At 70.8% G+C, this 25,197-nt stretch carries 26 protein-coding genes; 20 read left to right on the top strand and 6 right to left on the bottom strand.

Annotated features, from left to right (window positions below):
- The first annotated feature begins 106 nt into the window (after nt 1–106).
- From glnA to pspAB, 4 genes are all read left to right on the top strand, one after another.
- Nucleotides 107–1,516, top strand: coding sequence for a type I glutamate--ammonia ligase (gene glnA, locus OG870_RS13030; RefSeq protein ID WP_266513032.1), 1,410 nt, complete (start codon nt 107–109; stop codon nt 1,514–1,516).
- A 124-nt stretch (nt 1,517–1,640) separates the two neighbouring features.
- Nucleotides 1,641–1,898 carry an SCO2583/SCO2584 N-terminal domain-containing protein gene (locus OG870_RS13035; RefSeq protein ID WP_266513035.1) on the top strand — a complete coding sequence of 86 codons (258 nt, stop codon included), beginning with the start codon at nt 1,641–1,643 and terminating at the stop codon, nt 1,896–1,898.
- Between the two features lie 102 nt (nt 1,899–2,000).
- Nucleotides 2,001–2,918, top strand: coding sequence for a zinc metalloprotease HtpX (gene htpX, locus OG870_RS13040; RefSeq protein ID WP_266585231.1), 918 nt, complete (start codon nt 2,001–2,003; stop codon nt 2,916–2,918).
- A 3-nt stretch (nt 2,919–2,921) separates the two neighbouring features.
- Nucleotides 2,922–3,506: a PspA-associated protein PspAB gene (gene pspAB, locus OG870_RS13045; RefSeq protein WP_266513040.1), complete on the top strand. Its 585-nt coding sequence runs from the start codon at nt 2,922–2,924 to the stop codon at nt 3,504–3,506.
- A 40-nt stretch (nt 3,507–3,546) separates the two neighbouring features.
- Here pspAB and OG870_RS13050 read toward each other — a convergent pair whose 3' ends face one another.
- From OG870_RS13050 to OG870_RS13060, 3 genes are all read right to left on the bottom strand, one after another.
- Entirely contained in the window at nt 3,547–3,831 is a 285-nt protein-coding gene (locus tag OG870_RS13050; RefSeq protein WP_266585229.1) for a hypothetical protein, read from the bottom strand.
- 254 nt (nt 3,832–4,085) lie between these two features.
- Entirely contained in the window at nt 4,086–4,820 is a 735-nt protein-coding gene (locus OG870_RS13055; protein WP_266513044.1) for a GAF and ANTAR domain-containing protein, read from the bottom strand.
- A gap of 286 nt (nt 4,821–5,106) precedes the next feature.
- A complete protein-coding gene (locus OG870_RS13060) occupies nt 5,107–6,447 on the bottom strand; it encodes a DUF2252 domain-containing protein (RefSeq protein ID WP_266585227.1) in 1,341 nt (446 codons plus the stop codon).
- Between the two features lie 309 nt (nt 6,448–6,756).
- On the opposite strand from OG870_RS13060, the gene OG870_RS13065 reads away from it, so the two are divergent.
- Complete coding sequence (locus OG870_RS13065) at nt 6,757–7,941, top strand: winged helix DNA-binding domain-containing protein (protein ID WP_266513049.1); 1,185 nt, start codon at nt 6,757–6,759, stop codon at nt 7,939–7,941.
- Nucleotides 7,942–8,090: 149 nt separating this feature from the next.
- On the opposite strand, the gene OG870_RS13070 is transcribed toward OG870_RS13065, so the two are convergent.
- On the bottom strand, nt 8,091–8,399 hold the full coding sequence (locus OG870_RS13070) for a hypothetical protein (RefSeq protein ID WP_266513052.1): 309 nt from the start codon (nt 8,397–8,399) through the stop codon (nt 8,091–8,093).
- Nucleotides 8,400–8,572: 173 nt separating this feature from the next.
- Here OG870_RS13070 and OG870_RS13075 point away from each other — a divergent pair, with 173 nt between their 5' ends.
- On the top strand, nt 8,573–8,932 hold the full coding sequence (locus OG870_RS13075; protein ID WP_266585225.1) for an arsenate reductase family protein: 360 nt from the start codon (nt 8,573–8,575) through the stop codon (nt 8,930–8,932).
- 119 nt (nt 8,933–9,051) lie between these two features.
- Nucleotides 9,052–9,762, top strand: coding sequence for a hypothetical protein (locus OG870_RS13080; RefSeq protein WP_266840766.1), 711 nt, complete (start codon nt 9,052–9,054; stop codon nt 9,760–9,762).
- A 3-nt stretch (nt 9,763–9,765) separates the two neighbouring features.
- Here OG870_RS13080 and OG870_RS13085 read toward each other — a convergent pair whose 3' ends face one another.
- Nucleotides 9,766–10,674 (bottom strand): alpha/beta fold hydrolase, encoded by a 909-nt coding sequence (locus tag OG870_RS13085; RefSeq protein ID WP_266513060.1) that lies wholly within the window; start codon nt 10,672–10,674, stop codon nt 9,766–9,768.
- Between the two features lie 37 nt (nt 10,675–10,711).
- On the opposite strand from OG870_RS13085, the gene OG870_RS13090 reads away from it, so the two are divergent.
- The 8 genes from OG870_RS13090 (at nt 10,712) to OG870_RS13125 (ending at nt 19,285) form a co-directional block, all read left to right on the top strand.
- Complete coding sequence (locus OG870_RS13090) at nt 10,712–11,203, top strand: MarR family winged helix-turn-helix transcriptional regulator (protein WP_266513063.1); 492 nt, start codon at nt 10,712–10,714, stop codon at nt 11,201–11,203.
- Nucleotides 11,204–11,379: 176 nt separating this feature from the next.
- A complete protein-coding gene (gene glnII, locus OG870_RS13095) occupies nt 11,380–12,411 on the top strand; it encodes a glutamine synthetase (RefSeq protein ID WP_266513066.1) in 1,032 nt (343 codons plus the stop codon).
- An 85-nt stretch (nt 12,412–12,496) separates the two neighbouring features.
- The gene (locus OG870_RS13100) at nt 12,497–13,453 is read left to right on the top strand and encodes a DUF6891 domain-containing protein (protein ID WP_266513068.1); all 957 of its coding nucleotides are present in this window, start codon (nt 12,497–12,499) and stop codon (nt 13,451–13,453) included.
- 332 nt (nt 13,454–13,785) lie between these two features.
- Nucleotides 13,786–14,391, top strand: coding sequence for a winged helix-turn-helix domain-containing protein (locus tag OG870_RS13105; protein WP_266840762.1), 606 nt, complete (start codon nt 13,786–13,788; stop codon nt 14,389–14,391).
- Nucleotides 14,392–14,527: 136 nt separating this feature from the next.
- Nucleotides 14,528–15,520: an SDR family oxidoreductase gene (locus tag OG870_RS13110; RefSeq protein ID WP_266840760.1), complete on the top strand. Its 993-nt coding sequence runs from the start codon at nt 14,528–14,530 to the stop codon at nt 15,518–15,520.
- Nucleotides 15,521–15,623: 103 nt separating this feature from the next.
- The gene (locus OG870_RS13115; RefSeq protein ID WP_266840758.1) at nt 15,624–16,895 is read left to right on the top strand and encodes a sensor histidine kinase; all 1,272 of its coding nucleotides are present in this window, start codon (nt 15,624–15,626) and stop codon (nt 16,893–16,895) included.
- Nucleotides 16,880–17,533 carry a LuxR C-terminal-related transcriptional regulator gene (locus tag OG870_RS13120; RefSeq protein ID WP_266513091.1) on the top strand — a complete coding sequence of 218 codons (654 nt, stop codon included), beginning with the start codon at nt 16,880–16,882 and terminating at the stop codon, nt 17,531–17,533. Before OG870_RS13115 ends, OG870_RS13120 begins: the two co-directional genes overlap by 16 nt.
- 189 nt (nt 17,534–17,722) lie before the next feature.
- Nucleotides 17,723–19,285 carry a DUF1996 domain-containing protein gene (locus OG870_RS13125; protein WP_266840756.1) on the top strand — a complete coding sequence of 521 codons (1,563 nt, stop codon included), beginning with the start codon at nt 17,723–17,725 and terminating at the stop codon, nt 19,283–19,285.
- A 76-nt stretch (nt 19,286–19,361) separates the two neighbouring features.
- Here OG870_RS13125 and OG870_RS13130 read toward each other — a convergent pair whose 3' ends face one another.
- Nucleotides 19,362–19,778 carry a hypothetical protein gene (locus tag OG870_RS13130; RefSeq protein WP_266585218.1) on the bottom strand — a complete coding sequence of 139 codons (417 nt, stop codon included), beginning with the start codon at nt 19,776–19,778 and terminating at the stop codon, nt 19,362–19,364.
- A 134-nt stretch (nt 19,779–19,912) separates the two neighbouring features.
- On the opposite strand from OG870_RS13130, the gene OG870_RS13135 reads away from it, so the two are divergent.
- From OG870_RS13135 to OG870_RS13155, 5 genes are all read left to right on the top strand, one after another.
- Nucleotides 19,913–20,422 (top strand): tetratricopeptide repeat protein, encoded by a 510-nt coding sequence (locus tag OG870_RS13135; protein ID WP_266513098.1) that lies wholly within the window; start codon nt 19,913–19,915, stop codon nt 20,420–20,422.
- A 61-nt stretch (nt 20,423–20,483) separates the two neighbouring features.
- The gene (locus OG870_RS13140) at nt 20,484–22,412 is read left to right on the top strand and encodes a hypothetical protein (protein ID WP_327690875.1); all 1,929 of its coding nucleotides are present in this window, start codon (nt 20,484–20,486) and stop codon (nt 22,410–22,412) included.
- Nucleotides 22,413–22,509: 97 nt separating this feature from the next.
- Nucleotides 22,510–23,394 (top strand): metal-dependent hydrolase, encoded by an 885-nt coding sequence (locus OG870_RS13145; protein WP_266513102.1) that lies wholly within the window; start codon nt 22,510–22,512, stop codon nt 23,392–23,394.
- Nucleotides 23,394–24,434, top strand: a complete 1,041-nt coding sequence (locus OG870_RS13150) for a PDR/VanB family oxidoreductase (RefSeq protein ID WP_327690876.1) — start codon at nt 23,394–23,396, stop codon at nt 24,432–24,434. Before OG870_RS13145 ends, OG870_RS13150 begins: the two co-directional genes overlap by 1 nt.
- Before the next feature lie 56 nt (nt 24,435–24,490).
- Nucleotides 24,491–25,180, top strand: a complete 690-nt coding sequence (locus tag OG870_RS13155; RefSeq protein WP_266585210.1) for a TetR/AcrR family transcriptional regulator — start codon at nt 24,491–24,493, stop codon at nt 25,178–25,180.
- Nucleotides 25,181–25,197 lie beyond the last annotated feature (17 nt).

The raw sequence follows: 25,197 nt of genomic DNA on the forward strand, positions 1-25,197 counted from the left end.
CCCGAGAAATCACGCGTCCCTAGTGTCGGGGCCAGCGTGTGCCACCGCACTGGCCGCACGAACGAACTACCACCCCGGCGAGGCGGTCGGGAGTAGGAGGAGCTGGATGTTCCAGAACGCCGACGAGGCCAAGAAGTTCATCGCGGACGAGGACGTCAAGTTCATCGACGTCCGCTTCTGCGACCTGCCGGGCGTCATGCAGCACTTCACGCTGCCCGTCGAGGCGTTCGACCCGGACGAGGAGCTCGCCTTCGACGGCTCGTCGATCCGCGGTTTCCAGGCGATCCACGAGTCCGACATGGCCCTGCGCGCCGACCTGTCGACCGCGCGCGTGGACTCCTTCCGCCGTGACAAGACGCTCAACATCAACTTCTTCATCCACGACCCGATCACGGGCGAGCAGTACTCCCGTGACCCCCGCAACGTGGCGAAGAAGGCCGAGGCCTACCTCGCGTCGACCGGTATCGCGGACACCGCGTACTTCGGTCCCGAGGCCGAGTTCTACGTCTTCGACTCGGTGCGCTTCGCGACCAGCGCGAACGAGTCCTTCTACCACATCGACTCCGAGGCCGGCGCCTGGAACACCGGCGCCCTCGAGGACAACCGTGGTTACAAGGTCCGCTACAAGGGCGGCTACTTCCCGGTCCCGCCGGTCGACCACTTCGCCGACCTGCGTGCCGAGATCTCCCTGGAGCTGGCCAAGTCCGGTCTCCAGGTCGAGCGCCAGCACCACGAGGTGGGCACCGCCGGCCAGGCGGAGATCAACTACAAGTTCAACACGCTGCTCGCCGCGGCCGACGACCTGCAGCTCTTCAAGTACATCGTGAAGAACGTCGCCTGGCGCAACGGCAAGACCGCGACCTTCATGCCGAAGCCGATCTTCGGTGACAACGGCTCGGGCATGCACGTCCACCAGTCCCTGTGGACCGGCGGCCAGCCGCTGTTCTACGACGAGGCCGGTTACGCGGGCCTGTCGGACACCGCCCGCTACTACATCGGCGGCATCCTCAAGCACGCCCCGTCGCTGCTGGCCTTCACCAACCCGACGGTGAACTCGTACCACCGTCTGGTCCCGGGCTTCGAGGCGCCGATCAACCTGGTGTACTCGCAGCGCAACCGCTCCGCGGCCATGCGTATCCCGATCACCGGCTCGAACCCGAAGGCCAAGCGCGTCGAGTTCCGTGCGCCCGACTCCTCCGGCAACCCGTACCTGGCCTTCTCCGCGCTGCTGCTCGCGGGCCTGGACGGCATCAAGAACAAGATCGAGCCGGCCGAGCCCATCGACAAGGACCTCTACGAGCTGGCTCCCGAGGAGCACGCGAACGTCGCGCAGGTCCCGACCTCGCTCCCGGCCGTCCTCGACCGCCTGGAGGCCGACCACGAGTTCCTGCTCGCGGGCGACGTCTTCACGCCGGACCTGATCGAGACGTGGATCGACTTCAAGCGCGCGAACGAGATCGCCCCGCTGCAGCTGCGTCCGCACCCGCACGAGTTCGAGCTCTACTTCGACGTGTGATCGGCCCGTAGGCCGCTCGGCCACGCCCCCGTTTCCTGCTTTTGCAGGGCGGGGGCGTCGTCGTATGCTCTGGCACTGCTGTTCGATGCAGTGGACTTCGACAGAGACAACGGGGAGAGCCGGGATGTCCGAACAGGACGACGCTGAGCGGGAGTTCGACCTCAGGTGGGCGGAGAGCGCCGACCACAAGGAGCCCTCGGCTCGGGCGCGGATGCTCGCGGCGCGCTGGAAGGAGAACCCGCCCGAGCCGGTGCCCTTCCGCGGTGACCCCGAGCCGGCCGCTCCACGCCGGTCGTCGTGGGTGTCGACGGCGATCGTGCTGGGCAGCGTCGCCGCGATCATCCTGCTGCTGGGGTACGCACGGTTCCGGGCGCCCTACTAGATCGGGGCCTTTGCAGCTCCTAGGGCCGATCGCGACCACTTCATGGGAGTGGCCGGGTGCACACTGGCAGTGGGACGAGTGCCTGACTGCGGGGTGAGGCAGATGCAAAGCCGCTTCCGGAGCGACCGGCGGTTGACCGTGCGGATGACGGTCACGATGTTCCTGCTCGGATTGCTGTACGTGGCGTTCTTCGCCGCGTTGATCGTGTTGCTCAAGTCCTGGTTGCTGGTCGTCGCGCTGATGGCTGCGATGTTCGTCGCGCAGTTCTGGTTCTCCGACCGGATCGCGATGTTCGCCATGCGCGGGCGGGTCGTGGAGCGCGAGGAGTATCCCGAGCTGCATGCGGTGGTCGACCGGCTGTGCGCGATCGCCGACATGCCCAAGCCGGTGGTCGCCGTGTCCGAGATGGACATGCCCAACGCGTTCGCGACCGGGCGGAATCCCGATCACGCCGTGATCTGTGTGACGACCGGGCTGCTGCGGCGACTGGAGCCCGCGGAGCTGGAGGGCGTGCTCGCACACGAGCTGTCCCACGTGGCGCACAAGGACGTCGCCGTGATCACGATCGCGTCGTTCCTCGGTGTGATCGCGGGACTGATCGTGCGGTTCGCCTTCTACTCGCAGTTGTTCGGCGGCGGACGCCGGGACCAGAACACCGCGATGATCTTCGCCGCCGTGATGGGTGTGTCCGCGGCGGTGTACGCGATCAGCTTCCTGCTCATCAGGGCGCTGTCTCGGTACCGGGAGCTGGCCGCGGACCGGGCGGCGGCGCTGCTCACCGGGCGGCCCTCGGCGCTGGCCTCCGCGCTGACCAAGGTGTCCGGAGACATCGCGCGGATCCCGACCAAGGACCTGCGGACGGCCCAGGCCTTCAACGCCTTCTACTTCACCCCGGCGACCGGCAAGGAGCCCGGCATCGAGCGGTACTTCTCCACGCACCCGAGCCTGGAGCAGCGGCTCGACCAACTGGGGCGGATCTCCGCCGAGTTGGGTGAGGCGGCCACCCCCGGAAAGGGCTGATGCATGGGGCTCCTGGACATTCTGCTCGGCCGTACGAAACCGGCCCTGCCCGATCTGGACCGGCTCTTCGCGCTGCCGTCGGCGGCCGTGACCCTTGAGGCCGCCGCCGGTTTCACGCCGACCGGCACGGGCGCGGTGTGCTTCGCCACGGTCGAGGGCTCGGCCTTCGAGCAGACGCACCGGGAGGTCCAGGCCCTGCTGGACGCGGACGCGGACCGGGACGGCCCTCCGGTGGAGCTGCGCCAGGACGAGTTCGGCTACTCCTGGCTGGTCTCCCGCCGCTCCCCCGACCAGCTGTCGGAGCTGGTCAACGATCTGCACGCGGTGAACAGCTCGATGGAGGTGAACGGCTTCGGGCCACAGTTGCTGTGTTCCCTGGCCGGTTTCCAGGGCGAGGGAGGCAGACGGCTCGCGCTCGTCTATCTCTACAAGCGCGGCACGTTCTACCCGTTCGCGCCGCTGCCCGGTGAGGGGCAGCGGCGTGACAACGCGCTGGAGCTGCAGGTGAAGGCGGCACTCGCCGACGACCTGCGGATGGAGCAGGACCTGAGCCGCTGGTTCCCGGTGTGGGGCGCGCCCGGCCTGTAGGGCCTGTGCGCCTTCGCCGGTACGCGCGCCTTCGCCGGTCCTACTTGTTCTTCTCTCGCTCCTGGCGACGGGTCTCCAGGGGGCGCTCGCGGCGGTAGCGGCGCTCCCACTTCGCCTGCTGGTCACGGCGCTTGCGGTAGGCCTCGTACGAGGCCGGCACGGACGCCGACGAGGATCCCCCCTGCGACGAGGGCCGCGAGGCTGAGCGGTCCCGACCGTACTGCAGGTACAGGAAGAGGACTCCGGCCGCGGCCAGCCACCAGACGTGGTTTCCGAATCCCAAGAGCGCCAGGACGACGGTCCCGGATATCAAGATGGTGCCCATGACGGGCCTCCGTGGGCGTGGTTGATCGAGCGGTGATGGTGGGTCGTCCCGACGGGGCGCTGGGGGACGGGCGTCCGTCCGTCGGTGCGTAGAGAGTAGCCCCGCGTCAGCGGGGTGATGCCGGTCCTGCGCAAAGCAGTGGTGGGCAGCTCCGCCGTGCTTGTCCAGCGTAGGGAGCCGGTCACGGGGAGTGCATCCGGTTTTCTTCGGACGTGGGGTACGGGGGCGCCGAATCCCCCTGCGCCCCTACCCGGCTACTCGGCCTGTAGGTCCAGTTTCCGGTCCACGACCTCCCGGGCCACGTCCGCCAGACGGCGGCGGTGGGAGCGGGAGTGGGAGCGCAGGACGCCGAAGGCCTCGTCCACCGAGATGGAGAGCCGGGCCGCGAGCGTGCCCTTGGCCTGTTCGATGACGATACGGCTGGTCAGGGCCTCGCCCAGCTGGTCGGCCAGGGCACGGGTCCGGCGCAGGCACCGGTCCCGTTCCAGGTTCCAGCCGGCGGCGTCGGTGAGTGACTGGCCCAGCGCGAGAAGCTCGCGGTCCATCGGCATGCCGACGGGGCCCAGCAGCCCCAGGGCGCCCAGGGTGTCCTGGCCGACGTGCAGAGGCAGGGCGGCGGCCCGGCCGTAGCCGAGTTCCAGGGCCCGGCCCGTGTAGCGCGGCCAGTCGCGGCGGGCCCGGTCGCCGTCGAGGGCGGTGTCCGGCACGGGCCGGCCGGTGCGGCGGGCCTCCGGGCCCGGTCCCTCACCCCAGCCGACGGCGTCACGCGCCAGGCCCATCAGCTCGTCGCCGGTGCCGGCGACCTCGGCGCGGGCACTCTCGTCGGAGCCGTACAGCACGATCACCGCACAGTCACCGAGCAGTTCGGTTCCGCGCGCGGCGAGGGCGGCGAGGAGCCCGGCCGGATCGGAGGCCTCCGTGACCGGGCTGGCGGCGAGGTCGACGAACGCCTGCGCCACCCGCTGCGGCGCGTGGGACATCGTGCTCATCGGCTGAACTCCCTTCGCCGTGGCGGAGATCCGCCTCCCGTGGGCGAGGCGGGCCCGCGTCGCCCTGGAGGATGCGCTGTGCCACTGAGTGAGCGGAGGAGCGCTCGGCAAACGCGCGTGCCTTGATGAGTTCCCGTGCGTCGGCCACCGGACGGACGAGGTGGACGGAGACCATGTCCGCGGCCTGGTGCGCCTCGGCGCGCGGATCGGTGGCCATGGCGGCATCGTACGCTCACCGTTGTCCCGCCCGGGGCGGTATGCGAATCGAACAGCGGGCAGTTCGGAGTCACACTTCCGGGGCCGCCGCGATCACGCCGGCCGCGATCGCCGCGCCCAGGGCGGCATGGTCGGCGGTGTTCTGGTCCGCGTAGTGGAGGGCGAAGTCGGCGACGGCCTGTTCGAAGGTGTCGGCGCCGCCCAGATAGGCGGCGATCGCGATGCGGTCGCCGGAGCGGGCGTGGGCACGGCCCAGGGCGGTGCCGCACAGCCGCGCGTACGCCAGGAGGTCGGCCGGCTTCATCCCCGCGACGTCCGCGGAGCCCTTCATGTCGCGTAGCTGCCGCCAGTAGTAGGCACGCCCCTGCGGCCCCGACATCCATCCGAGGAAGACGTCACTGGCGGTCTGCAACAACCGTTGACCTGCGACGACCCGATGCCCGGGATGGACGAAGGGCCCGGTCGGCAGATGCTCTTCCAGTACGGACTTCCGCGCCTCCTTGATCTGCAGGAACAGGGGGTCGTCCTGGTCGCGTCCGGTGAGCAGCACGACGAAGCACCGCATGCCGACGCTGCCGACGCCGACGACCTTGCGGGCGGCGTCCACGAAGCGGTAGCGGTCCAGGAGGAGGCGGCGCTCCTCGGAGAGGGTGGAGCGGTAGTCGCTGAAGATCTTGCGCAGCGACGCCATGTCGGAGGCGCCGGCGGGTTCGAGGAGCGGTGGGTACTGGACGATCCGGCGGCGTCCGTCGACCACTTCCGTGAGCTTGCCGACGGCGTGCAGGCTGGTGCGGCGGCGGGCCCGGGTGAGGCTGGAGGCAACCTGTCCGCGGCGGTTGGCGGAGCGGGCGAGGGGCAGCAGGCTCTCGGCGTCGATGCGCTCGTACCAGACGGCGAGTTCGCCCCGCCGGGCCAGCCGCCGCACGGTGGTCCGGTACGCGGCCACCGCCTCCAGCGCCGATCGGCGGACCTTGGCCTCGGCGTGCCCGTTCGTCCGGGCGGCCACGGCGACGGAGGCCGCGAGGCGTTTGACGTCCCACTCGAAGGGGCCGGGGAACGTCTCGTCGAAGTCGTTCAGGTCGAAGAGCAGGGCGCGTTCCGGGGAGGCGTACAGGCCGAAGTTCAGCAGGTGGGCGTCGCCGCACAGTTGCACGGTCAGCCCGGTGTGCGGCCGGGACGCGAGGTCGGTGGCCATCACGGCGGCCGAGCCGCGCAGGAAGGCGAAGGGTGACGCGGCCATCCGCCCGTACCGGATCGGCAGCAGTTCCGGCAGCCGGTCGCGGCCCTGCCGTTCCAGTACGGCGACGGGGTCGGGCCGGTCGACGGGCGGTATCCACGCGGCGTGCGCGGAACGGGCGACGCGGCGGCGGGCGGCCCTGCCGCGGTCGGCGCGTGAGGCAGGGGTACTCATGGCGTCCACCACCGCTTGCCGCGCCTGTCCATCACGCCTCCCGCTGCCGGCCGTGTCCGCACGGGGCGGTCCGGTTCCGCCGCCCCTGCGCGGTCGTCGCCCGGGTTCCGCCGCCCTCTTGATCGCAGTGAAGGCGGGTGCGGGGGTGCGCGCATGCCGGACACGGCGATCGGGTGACGGGCGTCCGGTTGGGCGCACGTATGCCGAGACCCTTGGGCCGTCTTTCTCTTCCCGGCTCCACGGCCCGTTGTCAGTGGCCTCCTGCAAGATGGGATCACGGGTGATGCGACGAGGAGGCAGGAGGCCGGGATGGGTGACGGCGTGCGGTACATCGGGGCGGCGGAGCGGCGGGCTCGGCTGGCTCTGCGGCAGCGGCTGGCGCCGGAAGCGCGGGCGGGGAGCCCGGAGGAGGTCGCCGGCTCGTTGGTCGCGCTGCACGGCACGGACCCGGCGACGGTGTATCTGGCCGTCGGCGCGCGGCTCGCGGACGCGGCGACGACCGTGCCGGAGACGGAGCGCGCCCTGTACACGGACCGTTCCCTGGTCCGGATGCACGGCATGCGGCACACCGTGTTCGTGTTCCCCACGGACCTGACCGCCGTCGTGCACGCCTCCACCGGCCTCGCGGTCGCCGCCCGGGAGCGGACCTCGCTGCTCAAGGACATGGCGAAGGCCGGGGCACCGGACGCGGCCTGGCTGAAGGAGGTCGAGGAGTCGGCGCTGGCGGCGCTGACGCGGCGCGGTCAGGCGACGGCGGCCGAACTCGCGCAGGACGAACCGCGCCTGAGGGAACAGTTCGCGTACGCGGCCGGGAAGAGCTACGAGGGCGTGCACACCGTTTCGACCCGGCTGCTGAGGGTGCTGGGCGTGGAGGGCAGGGTCGTGCGGGGGCGGCCGCTCGGGTCGTGGACGTCCAGCCAGTTCCGCTGGGCAGTGGCGCCCCCGCATCCCGAACTGGACGTGGCCGAGGCGCAGGCGGCGCTGCTCGGACGGTGGCTCACGGCGTGCGGGCCGGCCACGGAGGACGACCTGAAGTGGTGGACGGGGTGGAAGGTGACGGACGTCCGGCGCGCGCTGGCGGCGATCGGCGCGCGGTCTGTGGCACTGGACGAGGGCACGGGGTACGTCGTCGACGGCGACGTCGAGCCGGTGGCCGGGCCCGCGCAGCCGTGGGCCGCACTGCTGCCCGGCCTTGACCCGGCGGCGATGGGGTGGCGGGAGCGGGACTGGTATCTGGCACCGGAGTTGCGGCCGCTGCTGTTCGACAGGAGCGGGAACGTGGGGCCGACGGTGTGGTGGGACGGGCGGGTGGTGGGCGGTTGGGCCCAGCGGCTGGACGGGGAGATCGTGTGGCGGGTGCTGGTGCCCTCCGGGGTGGGGCGGGAGGCGGAGGCGGCGATCGGTGCCGAGGTGCAGCGGCTGCAAGGGTGGTTGGGGACCACGAAGGTGACGCCGCGGTTTCGGACGCCGGTGGAGAAGGAGTTGGCGGGGTAGTGCGTCCCGTCTCGGGGGCCGGCCCCCGGACCCCCGCTCCTCAAACGCCGGAGGGGCTGATTTCGGCTCAGCCACATCCAGCCCGTCCGGCGTTTGAGGACGAGGCCCTTCAGGCCGAAGCGGGGGTGCGGGGGCGGCAGCCCCCAGGCTCAGCGCGAGTAACGCATCAGTGCTCGCACCATGTGGCACGTCGTGTCCGACGGTGGATGGACGCCGATCACTTCGGCGGTGCTGCGTATCGTCTCGTTGCGGGCCTGGTTCGGTACGTACACGCCCGAGTCGAGCAGGGCGATCGCGAGCCGCATCGCCTTGAGGCGACGGTTGTGCGTGACGTACCAGTCGCGCGGACGGCCCGGCGGCAGCGGGCGCTTCTCCACGGGGTCGTACGGCAGGTCGAGCAGAACGGGCCGCTTTGCTGTGGACTGCATAGGCTTCGGCTTCAGTGCGGCAGCGGGCACAGGCATCCTCCTGTCGCGGTCAGGGCGCTCATCGGGGACTACGTCGACCCCGGCGATTCCCTCGAACACTGCTTCTATTCTAGCAACCACCACTGACAAAAGCCCCTGGCCACAAGGGCTTTCGGGGCCGCTGTGACGCAGGTGGAGGACGGGTTTTCGCGTACCGTGAGTGCATGGAGATCTGGATCAACCCGGCCTGTTCCAAGTGCCGCAGCGCCATCAGCCTGCTCGACGCCGAGGGCGCCGACTACACCGTCCGCCGCTACCTGGAGGACGTACCGAGCGAGGACGAGATCAGGGACGTACTCGACCGGCTCGGTCTCGAACCGTGGGACATCACCCGCACCCAGGAGGCGGACGCGACGGACCTGGGCCTCAAGGAGTGGGCGCGGGACGAGAGTTCGCGAGACCGGTGGATCAAGGCGCTGTCCGAACACCCCAAGCTGATCCAGCGCCCGATCATCACGGCGCAGGACGGCACGGCGGTGGTGGGGCGCTCGGAGGACGCCGTGAGGGATGCGCTGTCCCGCTGACCGTCTCACCAACCCCTGTGTGACGCACGTTACTTCAGTGACTCCCGTAACCGCTGAGTAACCTCGTTCGGTATCTCGTACATAGCGGCGTACGCTCCCCTACCTCTCAGGAGGCGCGCATGTCGCGTAGGAGAAGTCTCGGTACGAAGAAGAAGATCGCGCTGCTGGTGAGCGCGGCGGCGGTGGCGGGAGGTGGCGCCTTCGTCATGGCGAGCACCTCGAACGCCGCGCAGAGTCCGAGCCCCAGGACATTGTCCGCGGCGGACTCGAACGTCTGCCAGGGGCTCGCGACCGCCCTCGGCAACAACCAGAAGTTCATCGACGGGCAGAAGACCAGTCCGGACGCCCAGTCCGCGGCGCGGATCGCCAACCGCGAGGCCGTCATCGCGCAGATCAAGGTCCAGCAGAAGGCGTCCGGTTGCGCTGTTGGGGAGTCGGCTCAGGACTCCCAGGCGACGCAGCCGGCGCAGAACGGCGCGGGACAGCAGGCGGGACAGCAGGCAGGGGGAGCCCAGCCCTCGCAGACCGCCTCGGCGCCCGCGGGAAACGCGGGCGGGAACGCGGGCGGTGCCGCAGCCTCCGGACAGCAGGTGTGCAACGGCTCCACTGTCACCCTCTCCGGCGAGGGCGGCGCGCCTGCCGCCTCCAGCAACCAGTTCCCGGCGGGGACGACGCTGAAGGTCACCAACCTGGACAACAACAAGTCCACGACGGTGAAGGTCACTTCGGTGTCCGGCAGTTGTGCCCTGCTCAACAACGCGGCCTTCGAACAGGTCCGGGAGCCCGGCAAGTTCCTGATCCGACGCGCGCTCATCGAGAAGGTGGGGTGAGGTTCAGGCGTTCAGGAACTCCGTGAGGCGGCGCCCGAGTTCGGGGGGTGCGGACTGCGGCAGCGCGTGATGGGAGACATGCGGGAGTACGACCGTCTCGACACGCGGCAGCAGCGCATCCGCCCTCGGTGCCACCTTGCACGCGTCGTGGGTCCTGCTGTTCCCGGCCAGGAGCAGCAGGACCGGCGCGTTCAGTCCGCGCAGCGCGGCAGGCGCCGGGCGCGGGCCGGTCACCGGCTTCGACACGGAGGGGAAGCCGGCGGCCGCCTCCTGCAGACGGAGCCAGTCGGGGTCGAGGAGCACTCCCCCGGCCTCTCCCTCAGTCGCTCCCCCAGCCACTGTCCCGGTCGCTCCCCGGGTCTCCCATTCCAGGAAGGCACGGGCACGAGCGGGCGTGGGCCGCAGCATCAGCGGCAGGGCGCGCAGCAGGTACGCCGGCCGGAAGCCGGCGAAGCACATGACGGGGTCCAGGAGGAAGAGGCGGCGCACACGCGCGCGTGCGTGCAGTGCGTAGTGCAGAGAGATCCAGCCGCCGTACGAGTGCCCGCCCAGGTCCGTCTCCTCCAGGCCGAGTTCGTCCAGGACCGCCTCCAGCCAGGCCACCAGGTCGGCGACCGTACGGGGGTGACGGTCGCCGGCCTCGGTTCCGCGGCCCGCGCAGGCGGGGAGGTCGACGGCGAAGACGCGGTGGGTGCGGGCGAGGTCGGCGGACTGGGCGTACCAACTGGCGGAGGTGGCTCCGCCGCCACCGGGCAGCAGGACCACCGCAGGGCCGCGCAGCGGGCCGCAGACATTGACGTACGTCGTGCCGAAGGGCGTGGGGACGGTCATCGCCTCACGCTCGGCGGGCCACTTGCCCATGACCTTGTCGTACGCCTCCAGGAAGCCGTCCATGTCGTACGCGGGCCTCATTGCCCCTCCCTTATTATCTCGCTGAACGAGATACTCGATGAACGAGATGATAGAGCGGAGGCCGGTCGTGCGGAACCTTGGGCCCGAGATGGAGGTCGTCCATCTGCTGCGCGCGGTGACGGTCGAACTCGGCCTGCACAGCGCCCGGTTCGCGAGCCGCAACGGCATGCACCCCACGGACGTACGCGCCCTGATCGCCCTCATGGACGCCTCGCGGGCGGGTGAGGAGACGACGGCCGGGCGGCTCGGCGCGGCACTCGGGCTGAACTCGGCGGGGACGACCGCGCTCATCGACCGGATGGAACGCGCCGGGCATGTGCGCAGGGTGCGCGCCGAGGGAGACCGGCGCAAGGTTCTGATCGAGGTGACCGAGCAGGCGGTCGAGCTCGGATGGGCCTCCTTCGGACCGCTGATCGCCGGGGCGGCGGAGTTGCTCCGTGTGTACGACGAGCGCGAACTGGCCGCCGTCAGGGGGTTCCTCGAAGGCGTACTGGAGGGGGTGGCGGAGGCGGCGACGGAGCGGGAGTGACCGGTCCGCGCGTTCTCACACCGTGAGTCGCGCCACAGCACCCGCAGGTAACACGGGGTTCACATTCGAGCAATGGCCGGGAAATCGCCTGTTGACAGGCTCGCGGGCAACAAGAGCGGTGCCCCAGTGCCGCAGCACCCGCAAGTGCGTAAGACACACCCCGAAGGAAGTGGCTCGTGACCTTCAAGGCTGAGTACATCTGGATCGACGGCACCCAGCCGACCGCCAAGCTCCGTTCCAAGACGAAGATCATCACGGGCGGGCCCGCCGGTCTGGACGCGCTGCCGATCTGGGGCTTCGACGGGTCCTCCACGAACCAGGCCGAGGGCCACTCCTCGGACCGTGTCCTCAAGCCGGTCTTCACCTGCCCGGACCCGATCCGCGGCGGCGACGACATCCTCGTCCTGTGCGAGGTCCTCGACATCGACATGACGCCGCACGAGTCCAACACCCGTGCCGCGCTGGCCGAGGTCGCCGAGAAGTTCGCCGCGCAGGAGCCGATCTTCGGCATCGAGCAGGAGTACACGTTCTTCCAGGACGGCTACCCGCTCGGCTTCCCCAAGGGCGGCTTCCCGGCCCCGCAGGGCGGCTACTACTGCGGTGTCGGCGCGGACGAGATCTTCGGCCGTGAGATCGTCGAGGCGCACCTGGACAACTGCCTCGCGGCCGGCCTCGCCATCTCCGGCATCAACGCCGAGGTCATGCCCGGCCAGTGGGAGTTCCAGGTCGGTCCGGTCTCCCCGCTGGAGGTCTCCGACCACCTGTGGGTGGCCCGCTGGCTGCTCTACCGCACCGCCGAGGACTTCGGCGTCGCCGCGACGCTGGACCCGAAGCCGGTGAAGGGCGACTGGAACGGCGCCGGTGCGCACACCAACTTCTCCACCAAGGCGATGCGCGAGACCTACGACGCGATCATCACCGCGGCCGAGTCGCTGGGCGAGGGCTCCAAGCCGCTCGACCACGTCAAGAACTACGGCGCCGGCATCGACGACCGCCTGACGGGCCTGCACGAGACCGCCCCGTGGAACGAGTACTCGTACGGCGTCTCCGACCGCGGCGCCTCGGTCCGTATCCCGTGGCAGGTCGAGAAGGACGGCAAGGGCTACATCGAGGACCGCCGTCCGAACGCCAACGTGGACCCGTACCTGGTGACGCGCCTGATCGTGGACACCTGCTGCTCCGCACTGGAGAAGGCCGGCCAGATCTGATCCGCCCCGACTCCTGCGAGGGGGCGCCCACCGTGATCGGTGGGCGCCCCCTCGCGTTGTCAGTGGTGCGTGCGAGGGTTGGGCCATGGGGATCAACGAGGGCATGACGAACGACGGGGACCTGGAGAGCGACGGGGGCCTTGCGGTCAAGGTCCGGACCGAGAACGGGCAGGCGCACGCGCGGATTTCGGCCGAGCGGCTGGGTGAGCTGGTGCACCGGATCGGCGGTGCGGACGACCACTTCCTCGTCGTCCAGCGGATACCGGACCGGCCGGGCGTCTTCATCCAGGTGGCGCACGAGCCGGGCGGGGTCTACGAGTTCCAGCACCGCACGGGCTCCGTCCCGTACATGTGGGTGACCGAGGTGACGGATCCCCGCCTCGTCGCGGACGTGATGGTGCGCTGGGCCCGGCAGGAGGAGGACTGGGACGCGGGCGTCACCTGGCGGCGCGACGAGCTCGCACCGCCCGAGGAGGTGCCCGCACTCGACCCTCGGGCCGCGGATCGTGCCGAGCGGTATGTGCGCGAGCTGCTCCAGGACGGCTACCTGGGCATCGACGAGCTGGTCCGCGAGACCGTGTACCTGATGGAGGACGCGCTCTCCCCCGCCCAGGCCCGCCTGATCGTCGAGCGGCTGTGGCTGGAGCGTGTCGACGCACAGGAGGCCTGGACGGCGCCGACCGGCCCGGACCGGCTGGAGCGGGCGTTCACGGCTCTGGAGCGCACCGGCATCGTCGCCCGTGAGGACTTCGCCTGCTGCCATGGCTGCGGCATGACCGAGATAGGTGCGGAGGCGGACGCCGTCCAGGGGGCGCGGGGCTTCGTCTTCTTCCACCACCAGGGCACCCGCGGCGCGGCGGAGGGCGGCGGACTCACGCTCTATTACGGCGGGTTCGACGACTCGGCGCGGACCACCACGGCCGTAGGCCACGAGGTCGTCGCCGCGCTCGATGCCGCCGGGCTGTCCACGGACTGGGACGGCAATCCGGACAAGGCGATCGAGGTCACACCCCTGACCTGGCACAAACGCCTGACCGGCTGAGGTCCGCAACGTCAGTTTCCTACCAAGGAGGCGTCCAAGCAGTGAGAGGAGGCTCCTCGCCACGGGCAGTGTCTGCTTCAATGGAGCCATGGCCAGCTTCCAGAACCACACCGCGACGGGTCGCCATGACCTTGAGCCGTTCTGGCCTTCCCGTCAGCACCACGACTTCGACCGGGTGTGTTGCCGCGCGATGAACGCGCCGGCCCTCTAAAGCCGTACACCCCGGCCTTCGTCCGACGCGAAACGACGTACGTCCCTCGACGAGCCCGACCACGAACTCGTGGCCCGTCGTCCTCCCCGACGAACTCCTCGCGCGAAAGAGCTGACCTCTCATGGCGACCACTCGTTCTCTTTCCTCCGCCACCCTCACCGCCGCCCCGACCGTCACCCCGGCCCATGGCGCCCGGCACCGACTGCGCGCCGTCGACCGGGACGAGGTCGTGGACGTGGCGGACTTCCTGCCGCCCGGCGCCACCTGGCTGCCGGCTCCGCAGCACACCCTGCCCACCCTGCCGGGCCAGCCGCCGATGATCGGCTACCTGGTGCTCGTACCGGCCGACCAGCAGCCGCCGTTCCTGCCGGTGGCGGTGCCCGACCGCACCGACACCCTGATCGGCCGCGGCACGGACGCCGGCCAGGGCGGCGACCCGCTCGTCCGCATCGACTCCGTGCAGCGCACGGCCGAGGTGGACGGACGGGAACTCGACCTCACCTACCTGGAGTTCGAACTCCTCGCGCACCTCGTGGCGCACCCGCACCGGGTGCACAGCCGCGACCAGCTGGTCACCACGGTGTGGGGGTACGGCCACGTCGGTGACGGCCGCACCGTCGACGTCCACATCGCCCGGCTGCGCCGCAAGCTGGGCGTCGAGCACCGCGCGACGATCCAGACCGTGCGCCGGGTCGGCTACAAGTACACCCCACCGACCGGCCGTTGACCACCTGCTGACCCGCCGCGGATCCGCCGCGCACCGCTGCTGATCTGCCGCCGGTCTGCCGCCGGTCTGCCGCTGATCTTCTGCTGACGGCAGACTGCCGTTCCCTCCCGCGTCCGGTCCGGGCAGGCTCACCGGTATGAGACTTCTGGTGCTGGGTGGTACGGAGTTCGCGGGACGGGCCGTCGTGGAGGCGGCGCTCGGGCGTGGCTGGGACGTGAGCGTCCTCAACCGGGGACGGCACCGACCGCTCCCAGGTGTGCGGGCCCTGCACGGCGACCGCACCACGCCCGACGGGCTCGCCGCCCTCACGGACGGCGAGTGGGACGTCGTCGTCGACACCTGGTCGGGGGCGCCCCGGGCCGTGCACGAGGCGGCGCGACTGCTGCGGGGCCGCGCCGCACGGTATGTGTACGTATCGAGCTGCTCGGTGTACGCGTGGCCCTCGCCCCGCGGATACACCGAGGACGCGCCGCTGGTGGAGGGCGCCGAGCCCGAAGCGGACAGGACCGACTACGCGCGCGACAAGCGGGGCGCCGAGATCGCCGCGGTCGAGGCGTTCGGCGCGGACCGTTCCGTGCTCGTACGGGCCGGGCTGATCCTCGGCCCGTACGAGAACATCGGCCGTCTGCCGTGGTGGCTCGGCCGGATCGCGCGCGGCGGGCCCGTACTTGCCCCGGGACCGCGGGACCTGCCCGTGCAGTACATCGACGTGCGCGACCTGGCCGAGTGGATCCTCGGCGCGGCGGAGCAGGAGCTGAGCGGGCCGTACAACCTGGTCAGTGCGCAGGGGCACGCCACCATGGGTGAGCTGCTCGACGCGTGCGTCGCCGTCACCGGCTCGGACGCGGAGCTGCGCTGGACCGACCCCGGGACCGTCCTCGGAGCGGGCATCGAGCCGTGGACCCAGCTGCCGGTGTGGGTGCCGCCGGGCAGCGAGGAGCACGACTCCCTGCACAGCGGGGACGTCTCCCGCGCGCTCGCGACGGGGCTGCGCTGCCGGCCCGTCGCCGAAACCGTGACCGACACCTGGCGCTGGCTCCAAAACATCGGCGGCACGGCACCACAGCGCCCGGACCGGCCCCCGGTGGGACTGGACCCGGCAGTGGAGGCCAAGGTGCTGGCGGGGTAGTCGTCGACCGCGCCCTCTCGCCCCGGGGTGTACGTGGCACCACCCCTCGGCCGGGGGGCTCGGCCCAGTGACCGCCGGTCTGCGCTCGGCCAGACTGGCTGCCATGAACACCAACACGAAGAACGGCTCTCTCACCACGAGGGCCCGGGCCGTCGCTCTGGCGGCGGGGCGGGGGTTCGTGCTGGCCCTGGAGTCCCTGCCCGGCGCGGTTCTCGGCTTCACACTCTCCCTCGTGTCCATCGCGCTCATCCCGATCGGCTTCGGACTCGTCACGACGCCTCGGGTGCTGACGGGAGTGCGGGCGTTCGCGGACCGGCGGCGGGTGCTCGCGGCGAAGTGGGGCGGGGTGTCGATCCCGTCGGCGTACCGGCCGGTCCCCGAGGACGCCAAACCCTGGACGCGGGCGTATGCGATGCTGCGCGACCCGGCGACCTGGCGGGACCTGCGGTGGCTGCAGGTGGACATGACGGCGGGGTTCGTGACGGCGCTGCTGCCGGCGGTGGTCCTCTTCTACCCGCTCGAAGGCTTCGCCGTGGCGGCCGGACTGTGGCGGCCGTTGTCGGACAGCGGCGGCTACTGGTACGGCTTCGTGCACGTCACCGACCAGGCCTCCGCGCTCGGCGCCGGCGTGCTGGCCGCCGCGATCCTCGCCCTCGCCTCGCCCTTGGCCCCGCGGATGCTGACCACCCACTTCCGGCTCACCCGAGCCGTACTCGGCGCGAGTGAGAGCGAGTTGGCCGAGCGCGTCCGCGTCCTCACCGAGACCCGCCGTGACGCCGTCGACACCTCCGCCGCCGAGCTGCGCCGCATCGAGCGGGATCTGCACGACGGGGCGCAGGCCCGGCTGGTCGCCATGGGCATGGACCTGGGCACCATCGAAATGCTCCTCGACAAGGACCCGGCGAAGGCCAAGCAGCTCCTCGCCCAGGCCCGTCAGTCCTCCGTGGACGCCCTCGGCGAGCTGCGCGATCTCGTCCGCGGCATCCACCCGCCGGTCCTGGCCGAACGCGGACTCGGTGACGCGGTCAGGGCGTTGGCACTCCGGCTGCCCCTCCCGACCGAGGTGAATGTCGAGTTGGGCGGCCGCGCGGACGCACCGGTCGAGTCCGCCGCCTACTTCGCCATCAGCGAGGTGCTCACCAACGCGGTCAAGCACTCCGGCGCGGACCGGATCTGGGTCGACCTGCATCACCGCGAGGGCATGCTGCGGATCTCCGTCACCGACAACGGCAAGGGCGGTGCGGTGATCGGGTCGGGCTCCGGGCTGACCGGAGTCGAGCGGCGACTGGGTACATTCGACGGCGTCCTGGCCGTCAGCAGTCCCGCGGGCGGTCCCACCATGGTCACCATGGAGATCCCTTGCGAGTTGTCCTAGCCGAAGACCTCTTCCTGCTGCGCGACGGACTGGTCCGGCTCCTGGAGGCCTACGACTTCGAGATCGCCGCGGCCGTCGAGTCCGGCCCCGAACTCAGCCAGGCACTGGCCGAGCTGGAGCCGGACGTCGCCGTGGTCGACGTACGCCTGCCGCCGACGCACACCGACGAGGGGCTGCAGTGCGCACTGCAGGCCCGCCGGGACAGACCCGGGCTTCCGGTGCTGGTGCTCTCCCAGCACGTGGAGCAGCTGTACGCGCGCGAGCTGCTCGCCGACGGCAGCGGCGGGGTGGGGTATCTGCTCAAGGACCGGGTGTTCGACGCGGAGCAGTTCATCGACTCCGTACGGCGGGTCGCGGCGGGCGGGACGGCGATGGACCCGCAGGTGATCCAGCAGCTGCTGTCCCGGCGGGCGGCCGACGACCGGCCCCTCGGGCGGCTGACGCCCCGTGAGCGCGAGGTGCTGGAGCTGATGGCGCAGGGCCGCTCCAACGCGGCGATCGCGGGGCAGCTGGTGGTGACGGAACGGGCCATCGCCAAACACACCTCCAACATCTTCGCCAAACTGGACCTGGAGGTGTCGGATGATGACAATCGTCGCGTTCTGGCGGTCCTCGCCTATCTGGACCAGGACCGGTGAACGGCCGCGTATTCTCCGTAACTTCCGCTGTTCAGGCGGCTGTTGGGGCTCATCGGCCGAGTAATCCTCTGATTTGTTTGTGGGGCTGCTGAACACGCCTGGGGCCACGCCCGTATCAATGGGCGCCGCTTCACTCCTGTCGGGCGCCTAGAAGCCCCGCCAAGCCCGCAAGGAAGTCAGAGGAGTTCCATGGTACGCAACACACGAAAGCGCCGTACGCCGCTGGCCACCAAGGCCATAGCCGCATCGGCGGCCCTAGCGCTCGGTGGGGGCGGGCTGATCTGGGCGAACTTCTACGCCTCGGCCCACGAGTCGAACAACTCGGGGCAGAACCAGACCAAGGCCGCCGCCGGCCAGGTGGCCACGATCGCCTGCCCGGACGTCCAGCAGAAGCTGACGAACGTCCCCGACAGGGCCCGTCAGGGTGTGGCCACGGAGCTGGCGAACCTCGACAAGCAGATCACCGAGGCCTACGCCCGACTCGCTTCCACACGCCAGGCACAGACGCAGGACGCCAGCTTCGTGCAGAACGCGATCGTCGGCCCCCTCAAGGAAAAGCGGTCCGCGACCCTCGACCGGATCCGGATCGACATCCAGCGGGTGGGCGGCCAGGTCGACGCGTCCGGGCTGGGAGCTCTCGCCGCCTGTACGACGCAGAGCGCGAACCAGACCAACGCCGGTGGTGGCCAGAACAACAACGGCGGCCAGAACAACGGCGGCCAGCAGCAGGGCAACGGTGGCCAGCAGCAGGGTAACGGTGGCCAGAACAACGGTGGTCAGCAGCAGGGCGGCGGGCAGGCCGGCGCCGGCCAGAACATCGGCGGCCAGGCCGGCAACGGTCCCGTCGCGGCCGACTTCGTGGACATCACGAAGGTCGCCGCGAACGTCCAGGGCAAGCCGCGCAACGGCGGCCAGGCCTCGACCGGCACGTTCACCACCAGCTGCGGTGTGAACGCGAACAAGAACCACAACACCGACAACGTGATCGTGGCGCCCGGCGTGACCAACGGCGCGCACCACCTGCACGACTACGTCGGCAACCAGAAGGTCGACGCGTTCGCGACGAACGACTCGCTGATCGCGGACCAGACCAGCTGCCAGAACCAGGGTGACCTGTCGGCGTACTACTGGCCGGTCGTCCGTATCCAGGACGGCTCGCAGGACTTCGACCAGAACGCGGACGGCGGCGGCAAGGAAGGGAACGTCGGCAAGATCCTGACGCCGGTCCAGGCGCAGATCAAGTACGTCGGCAACCCGCAGAGCAAGGTCACCGCGATGCCGCAGTTCCTGCGCATCATCACCGGTGACGCCAAGACCACCACCAACGGTCTGGCGAACGCCAACGCGCACTGGAGCTGCACCGGCTTCGAGAACAAGGTCCAGCTGACGGAGCAGTACCCGATCTGCCCGCAGGGCAGCAACGTGGTGCGCACCTTCGCCTTCCAGAGCTGCTGGGACGGCAAGAACATCGACAGCGCCAACCACCGTACTCACGTGGCCTTCGCGGACCCGGCGAGCGGTGCCTGTGGGAACGGCTTCAAGGCGATCCCACAGCTGACGATGCGCCTGGTGTACAAGATCAACCCGCCGGCCCTGCAGAACGGCCAGGTGAAGAACGCCTACGCGGTCGACGGCTTCCCGGAGCAGCTGCACAAGTCGGCCACCGACCACGACGACTTCATCGCGGTCTTCAAGAACAACCTGGCGAACACGATCGCCAACTGCGTCAACAACGGCAAGCAGTGCCGGTGAGGCAATGAGCCGGTGAGGCAATGAAGAAGGCCGGTGGCGGGATCTCCCGCCACCGGCCTTCTTCTGTGCCGTGCGTTCAGCCGCTGTGGCCGGTGTGCGCGCTGTGGTTGGTGCCGATCTCCTCCTCGCCGCCCAGCGTGCCCTGCAGCGCCTTGACCACCTTGTCGTCGCCGACGGCGACCCACTTGCGGCCCACGAGGTAGAAACCGCCGTAGTCCTTGGCGTCGTTGATCCAATCGCGCTGGCCGCGGTCGGTGGCGAAGGTGGCGAAGACGTACTTGCCGTCCGAGGTCTTGCAGATGGCCTGGCGGACCTCGTCGGAGTCGATCTGCATGTCCGGCTTGCACTTCGCCTTGGCGGCCAGGCTCTCCAGGCTGCCGGTGGCGGTCGTCGGCACCTTGGCGGCCGCGTCGCTGTTTCCGGATCCACAGCCCGCCAGCGCCAGGGCGGCCGCGGTGCCTGCCACGGCGATCATCGGTCGGGTCAACCTCATCTGTTCCTCCGGTCGCGTTGCTGGCCCTCGGGCCCGTCCCCTTCGATACGGCTGTGGGCCGCGGTGCACTCAAATCCGGGCGGTGCACTCAAATCCAGTGTGACCGCGCGTGCGGGTGTGCGAGGGTATGGCCCGTGAACCAGGACTGGGAAGATCGCGTGGCCGCCACCTGGGCAGGCTTCGACGACTATGCGGAAGAAGACGCTGCCGACTTCCGGGCCGCGGTGGACGCCCTCGTCGCCGAGCTGCCGGACGGCAGTCCGCTCGGCCCCTTCGAGCGGGCCTGCGCCTGGGACTCGACGGGCCACTCGGACCGGGCGGTTCCGCTGTACCGGGAGGCGCTGACGCTCGGGCTCAGCCAGGTCAGCGGCTACAAGGGCCGCCGCGCCAAGATCCAGCTGTCCAGTTCGCTCCGGAACATCGGGGAGGCCGAGGAGGGCGTCAAGCTGCTGACACCCGAACTGGACGCACCCTCAGACGAGCTGGACGACGCGGTGCGGGCGTGCCTGGCGCTGTGCCTGTCCAGCCTCGGCCGGGACCGCGAGGGTCTCTCCCTGGTCCTGGGCGCCCTGGCCCCGCATCTCCCCCGCTACCAGCGGTCGATGGCGAACTACGCGCGGGCGCTCGTCGAGCCGCTGGACTGACGCGGGGACTGCGCCACCCGGGTGGCGGTGACCATCCCACGATTCGCTCGTTTTGCTGAACGTGCAGTCACAGGATGTCGCCCCGCGCCCCGCACCTTCCTCCTCCGACCCGGTCGTCGACGTCGAGCAGGCCGAGGCCGCGCTCGTCGAGCACTACCCGCGGCTGGTCCGGCTCGCCTACCTGGTACTGCCGCCGAGCCTCGGGCGCAACCGGCGCGTGGTGACCGCACACGCCCTCACCCAGCGCGCCCTGCCCAGAGGCCGGACTCCGGCGCCCGTGATCCCGGCCCAGTCGACCGGCCGCGACGGTGACCCCGGGTACGCCTTCGTCCGTCTGCAGGTGTTGCGTACGGCACTGGAGGCGGGCCTGCCGTTGCGGCGCGCGGCGTTCCCCAAGCGCTCCCAGCTGCCCCCGCTCCTCCCGCAGGTCTGGGGCCTGCGCCTGTTCCCGCGCTCGGGCGGAGCCGATGAACTCGCCCTGGACCAACGCCTGTCCGCCCTGTCCGGGCCGGCCCGTGCGGTGTACGTCCTGCGTGGCCTGGAGGAGCTGTCCGACGACGACGTACATTCGATCCTCGACTCCGCCGGCTGCGCCGACCCGGACGCGGCGCTGAGCGAGGCCGACGACGTGTCGGCCACGCACTACCCGCTGCTCGACTCCCCCGAGTTCGACCCCTGCTCGCTGCAGGCCCGGCCCACCGACCTGATGCGGCGCAGGCAGCACACCAAGGCCGGGCTCGCCGCCGCCGCGGCACTCGCCGTGTGCGGGACGCTGCTCGGACTGCCCGGCGACGGCTGGGCTCCCGACGGCGCCGCCGCCCCCGTGTACGCGCAGAACCCGGCCGCCGAGGCCGCCCTCGACCCGGCCGGGCTGGCCCGGGTCGCCCCCACCGCCTGGGAGACCTCCGCACGCACCGACTTCTCCGTCTGGCCGGCCCGCGGCGATCTCACCGGCGACAAGGCCCTGCTGCGCCGCGCCCTCGCCGTCTGGGCCCGCCCCGGCGAGAGCGTCCAGGTCTCCGCCACCCCGGGCACCCAGTCCGGCGGCCCCTCCGGCCCGCCTCAGCTGCTGTACGCGGGGACCGTCGACAGCGCACGCGTGGTGATCCTCTACGACGGTCTGCGCATCGCCCGGTACGCCGAGCCGAAGGACGGTACGAAGGGCGCCGCCCTGGACTTCGCGCGGGTCGACGACGCCGGCCGGTCCGAGGCGAGCGCGCTGGTCCTGGACCGGGCAGACGGCAACGTCCGCTATCTGACGGCGCCCTGGGTGACGACGGCCGCCGAGCGGAACCTGCTCAAGCCGGACGCCGGCGCGACGGGCCTCAAGCTGACCGGCGGTGTCACCGCGCCGCTGGCCGGCCCCGCGACACAGACCGGCGCCTGCACGTCGTGGAACGTGCTGCAGTTGACCGACTCCACCGGTACACACGTGGCGACCGACCTCGGTGAGCTGATCCCCGCCCGCCTCACCACCGGGCGGCCCGGCTCCCCCCACGAGGTGTCCGGCGCACAGGCGTTGCGCGCGTGGGCACCGTACGCCTGCTCGCTGGGCTCGCTGCGCTCGGCGGGTGTGCGCAACGTCAACGCCTGGGCGTATGCCCGGCAGCCGCTGCCCGGCGCCGGCGAGGCGGGATCGGCGGAGTGGGTGTGCACGCGGGCCGAGACCTGGCGGGGTGGCGGGACACGGGTACTGGCTCAGTTCCACACGCCGGGCGGGGCGTACGGGGCCATCGTCGCGAAGGCGGAGAACGTGCCGGCGTGCGGGGCGAAGGACCCGCATGTGCTCGCCGGCGTGCTGTGGAAGTCGGAGACGGGCAGCTGGTATCTGCTCGCGGCCGGAAGCCGGGCGACCTCGTCGATCAGCACGACGGGCGGGGTGCGGGCGAGCGCCCGGGGCGGTCTGCTGGCGGTACGGGCAGAGCAGGGGGCACGGGCCGAGCTCAAAGGCGTCCTGGACGACGGTCGGCCGATCGGCGGACTGGGCTAGGGCAGCCCCGCCCACCCGCGGCCTCTAGCTGACACTCGTGTCAACGAGTCGCCGTCGAAGGGTTTCCCTCGGCGCTACCCGTCAGTACATTGACGCCATGTCTCATAAGCAGGCCTCGGAGCGGGTCGCCCTCAAGGCGCGGAAGGTGTCCTTCTCCTGGGAGGACACACCGTTGCACTGGGTGCCGGGGGATCCGTTCACCACCCACACCATCAATGTGCTGCATCTGCTGCTGCCCGCCGGTGAGCGGTGGTTCGTGCACGTGTACAAGCAGGCGCTGCCGCTGATCCGGGACGACCGGCTGCGTGAGGACGTCATCGGGTTCATCGGCCAGGAGGCGATGCACTCACAGGCCCACGACGAGGTCCTGCCGCACCTGAAGGAGCTCGGGCTCGATCCGACGCCGTACACGGCGCAGGTCGACTGGTTCTTCGAGAAGCTGCTCGGCGACCGGACCCTGCCGCCCGGCAGGGCACGCAGGTGGTGGCTGCTGGAGCGGGTCGCGGTCATCGCGGCCATCGAGCACTACACCGCGTTCCTCGGCAACTGGATGCTGAATGCGGAGGAGTTGGATCGCCGTGGCGCCGATCCGACCATGCTGGACCTGCTGCGCTGGCACGGTGCCGAGGAGGTCGAGCACCGGTCGGTCGCCTTCGATCTGTTCCTGCACCTCGACGGGGGCTACCGGCGACGTGCGCGCACCTGGGCCACCGCCTTCACGGCGCTGGTCTTCCTGTGGCGGCGCGGTGTCCGCTTCTTCATGGAGAACGACCCGACGCTGGCCGACGGCAGGGCGAGCCTCAGGGACTTCTACGTGCGCGGCAGGCGAGGCACCCTGCCGGCCACCGGGGACATGCTCAAGTCCATCCCGCGGTATCTGAGCCGTACCTACCACCCCTCGCAGGAGGGCTCCACCGAGCAGGCCGTCGCCTATCTCGCCTCCTCCCCCGCGGCCACGGCGGCGGAGAGGGGAGCCGCGTGATGCCGAGGCTGCGGACCGTCGCGGTCGTCGCGGGCGCCGCGGTGCTGGTCCGGCGGGCGCTGCGGCGCCGCATCCGGACCTCGCCGCTGTGGCCGATGCCCGCGCTGGAGAACCCGACGTCCGGGCGGCCCCGGTCGCGAGCCCTCAGGCTGCTGGTCGTCTCGCGTGAGACGGTCGCCGACGGCGTCGTACAACTGCGCCTGGAGGGAAGGGACTTGCCGCGCTGGGCGCCCGGCGCGCATCTCGACCTCGTGCTGCCGTCGGGGCTGGTGCGGCAGTACTCGCTGTGCGGCGACCCGGCGGACACCTCGTCGTACACCGTCGCCGCGCGGCTGATCGAGGACGGGCGGGGCGGCTCGCGCGAGATGCACGAGCGGGTACGGGAGGGAACGCACGTCGAGGTGCGCGGGCCGCGCAACCGCTTCCCGCTGGTCGAGGCCCCCTCGTACGTCTTCGTCGTCGGCGGCATCGGGATCACTCCCGTGCTGCCGATGCTGCGAGCGCTCGGGGACGGTACGCCGTGGCGGCTGCTGTACGGCGGGCGGACGCGGGCGTCGATGCCGTTCCTGGAAGAGGTGGGCAAGCTGGGCGGCGACCGGGTGACCGTCGTCGCCGAGGACGAGGACGGACGGCCCGATCTCGACGGCCTGTTGGGGGATGCGCCCGAGGGGGCCGCCGTGTACTGCTGCGGGCCGGAGGGCCTCATCGCGGCGGTGGCGGAGCGGTTCCCGCAGGTCCGCCTCGAACGCTTCGCACCCCGTACGGCCACCGACGGCAACGGCGCCTTCGAGGTCGAACTCCGGCGCACCGGACGGACGTTGACGGTGCCGGCCGACTCCACTCTGCTGGCCGCCGTGCGTGCCGAGCTGCCGGACACCGCCTACTCCTGCGAGCAGGGCTTCTGCGGAACCTGCGAGCAGCGGGTGCTGGAGGGCGAGGTGGAGCACCGGGACGAGCTGCTGACGGACGCGGAGCGCGGTGACTCGATGCTGATCTGCGTATCGCGGGCACGAAGTGAGCGTCTCGTGCTGGATATGTGAACACCGCTGGCCGGTCCGGTCCGTTCGGGGCCGGATCCGATCGGTAAGGTGTTCGTATGACTACCGGGGTGCGCCGCAGAATGGGAGTGGAAGAGCGGCGGCAGCAGTTGATCGGCGTCGCCCTCGAACTGTTCAGCCAACGCTCTCCCGACGACGTCTCCATCGACGAGATAGCGTCCGCCGCGGGCATCTCGCGCCCGCTGGTCTATCACTACTTTCCCGGCAAACTCAGCCTGTACGAGGCCGCGTTGAGGCGTGCCGCGCAGGATCTGGCGGGGCGGTTCGACGAGCCGCGGGAGGGGCCGCTCGGGGCGCGGCTGCTGCGGGTGATGCGGCGCTTCTTCGACTTCGTCGACCATCACGGGCCCGGCTTCGCGGCGCTGATGCGTGGCGGGCCGGCCGTGGGCTCCTCGGCGACCAACGCGCTCATCGACTCCGTGCGGCAGGCCGCGTACGAGCAGATCCTTTCGCATCTGGCGGTCCAGGATCCGCCCGCGCGGCTGGAACTGGTCGTACGCTCCTGGATCTCGCTCGCCGAGTCGACCGCGCTGATCTGGCTGGACGGGCGGCGCATCCCGCGCGCCGAGCTGGAGGCCCAGCTCGTGCACGACTTCGCCGCGCTGGCCGCCGTGAGCGCCGCCTACGACGAGGAGATGGGCGCGCTGCTGCGCCGGATGATCAAGGACGAACCGGCCGACGGGCCCTTCGCACACCTGGTCGACCGGCTGATCGCGCTCGCTTCCTGAAGCGCCGGCGGCCCATG

The sequence above is a fragment of the Streptomyces sp. NBC_00461 genome (genome assembly GCF_036013935.1).
Lineage (GTDB): Bacteria > Actinomycetota > Actinomycetes > Streptomycetales > Streptomycetaceae > Streptomyces.

Coding starts and splice junctions, on each gene's coding strand:
- glnA (WP_266513032.1), top strand. CDS start 107: ATGTTCCAGAACGCCGACGAGGCCAAGAAGTTCATCGCGGACGAGGAC.
- OG870_RS13035 (WP_266513035.1), top strand. CDS start 1,641: ATGTCCGAACAGGACGACGCTGAGCGGGAGTTCGACCTCAGGTGGGCG.
- htpX (WP_266585231.1), top strand. CDS start 2,001: ATGCAAAGCCGCTTCCGGAGCGACCGGCGGTTGACCGTGCGGATGACG.
- pspAB (WP_266513040.1), top strand. CDS start 2,922: ATGGGGCTCCTGGACATTCTGCTCGGCCGTACGAAACCGGCCCTGCCC.
- OG870_RS13050 (WP_266585229.1), bottom strand. CDS start 3,831: ATGGGCACCATCTTGATATCCGGGACCGTCGTCCTGGCGCTCTTGGGA.
- OG870_RS13055 (WP_266513044.1), bottom strand. CDS start 4,820: ATGAGCACGATGTCCCACGCGCCGCAGCGGGTGGCGCAGGCGTTCGTC.
- OG870_RS13060 (WP_266585227.1), bottom strand. CDS start 6,447: ATGAGTACCCCTGCCTCACGCGCCGACCGCGGCAGGGCCGCCCGCCGC.
- OG870_RS13065 (WP_266513049.1), top strand. CDS start 6,757: ATGGGTGACGGCGTGCGGTACATCGGGGCGGCGGAGCGGCGGGCTCGG.
- OG870_RS13075 (WP_266585225.1), top strand. CDS start 8,573: ATGGAGATCTGGATCAACCCGGCCTGTTCCAAGTGCCGCAGCGCCATC.
- OG870_RS13080 (WP_266840766.1), top strand. CDS start 9,052: ATGTCGCGTAGGAGAAGTCTCGGTACGAAGAAGAAGATCGCGCTGCTG.
- OG870_RS13085 (WP_266513060.1), bottom strand. CDS start 10,674: ATGAGGCCCGCGTACGACATGGACGGCTTCCTGGAGGCGTACGACAAG.
- OG870_RS13090 (WP_266513063.1), top strand. CDS start 10,712: ATGAACGAGATGATAGAGCGGAGGCCGGTCGTGCGGAACCTTGGGCCC.
- OG870_RS13100 (WP_266513068.1), top strand. CDS start 12,497: ATGGGGATCAACGAGGGCATGACGAACGACGGGGACCTGGAGAGCGAC.
- OG870_RS13105 (WP_266840762.1), top strand. CDS start 13,786: ATGGCGACCACTCGTTCTCTTTCCTCCGCCACCCTCACCGCCGCCCCG.
- OG870_RS13110 (WP_266840760.1), top strand. CDS start 14,528: ATGAGACTTCTGGTGCTGGGTGGTACGGAGTTCGCGGGACGGGCCGTC.
- OG870_RS13115 (WP_266840758.1), top strand. CDS start 15,624: ATGAACACCAACACGAAGAACGGCTCTCTCACCACGAGGGCCCGGGCC.
- OG870_RS13125 (WP_266840756.1), top strand. CDS start 17,723: ATGGTACGCAACACACGAAAGCGCCGTACGCCGCTGGCCACCAAGGCC.
- OG870_RS13130 (WP_266585218.1), bottom strand. CDS start 19,778: ATGAGGTTGACCCGACCGATGATCGCCGTGGCAGGCACCGCGGCCGCC.
- OG870_RS13145 (WP_266513102.1), top strand. CDS start 22,510: ATGTCTCATAAGCAGGCCTCGGAGCGGGTCGCCCTCAAGGCGCGGAAG.
- OG870_RS13150 (WP_327690876.1), top strand. CDS start 23,394: ATGCCGAGGCTGCGGACCGTCGCGGTCGTCGCGGGCGCCGCGGTGCTG.
- OG870_RS13155 (WP_266585210.1), top strand. CDS start 24,491: ATGACTACCGGGGTGCGCCGCAGAATGGGAGTGGAAGAGCGGCGGCAG.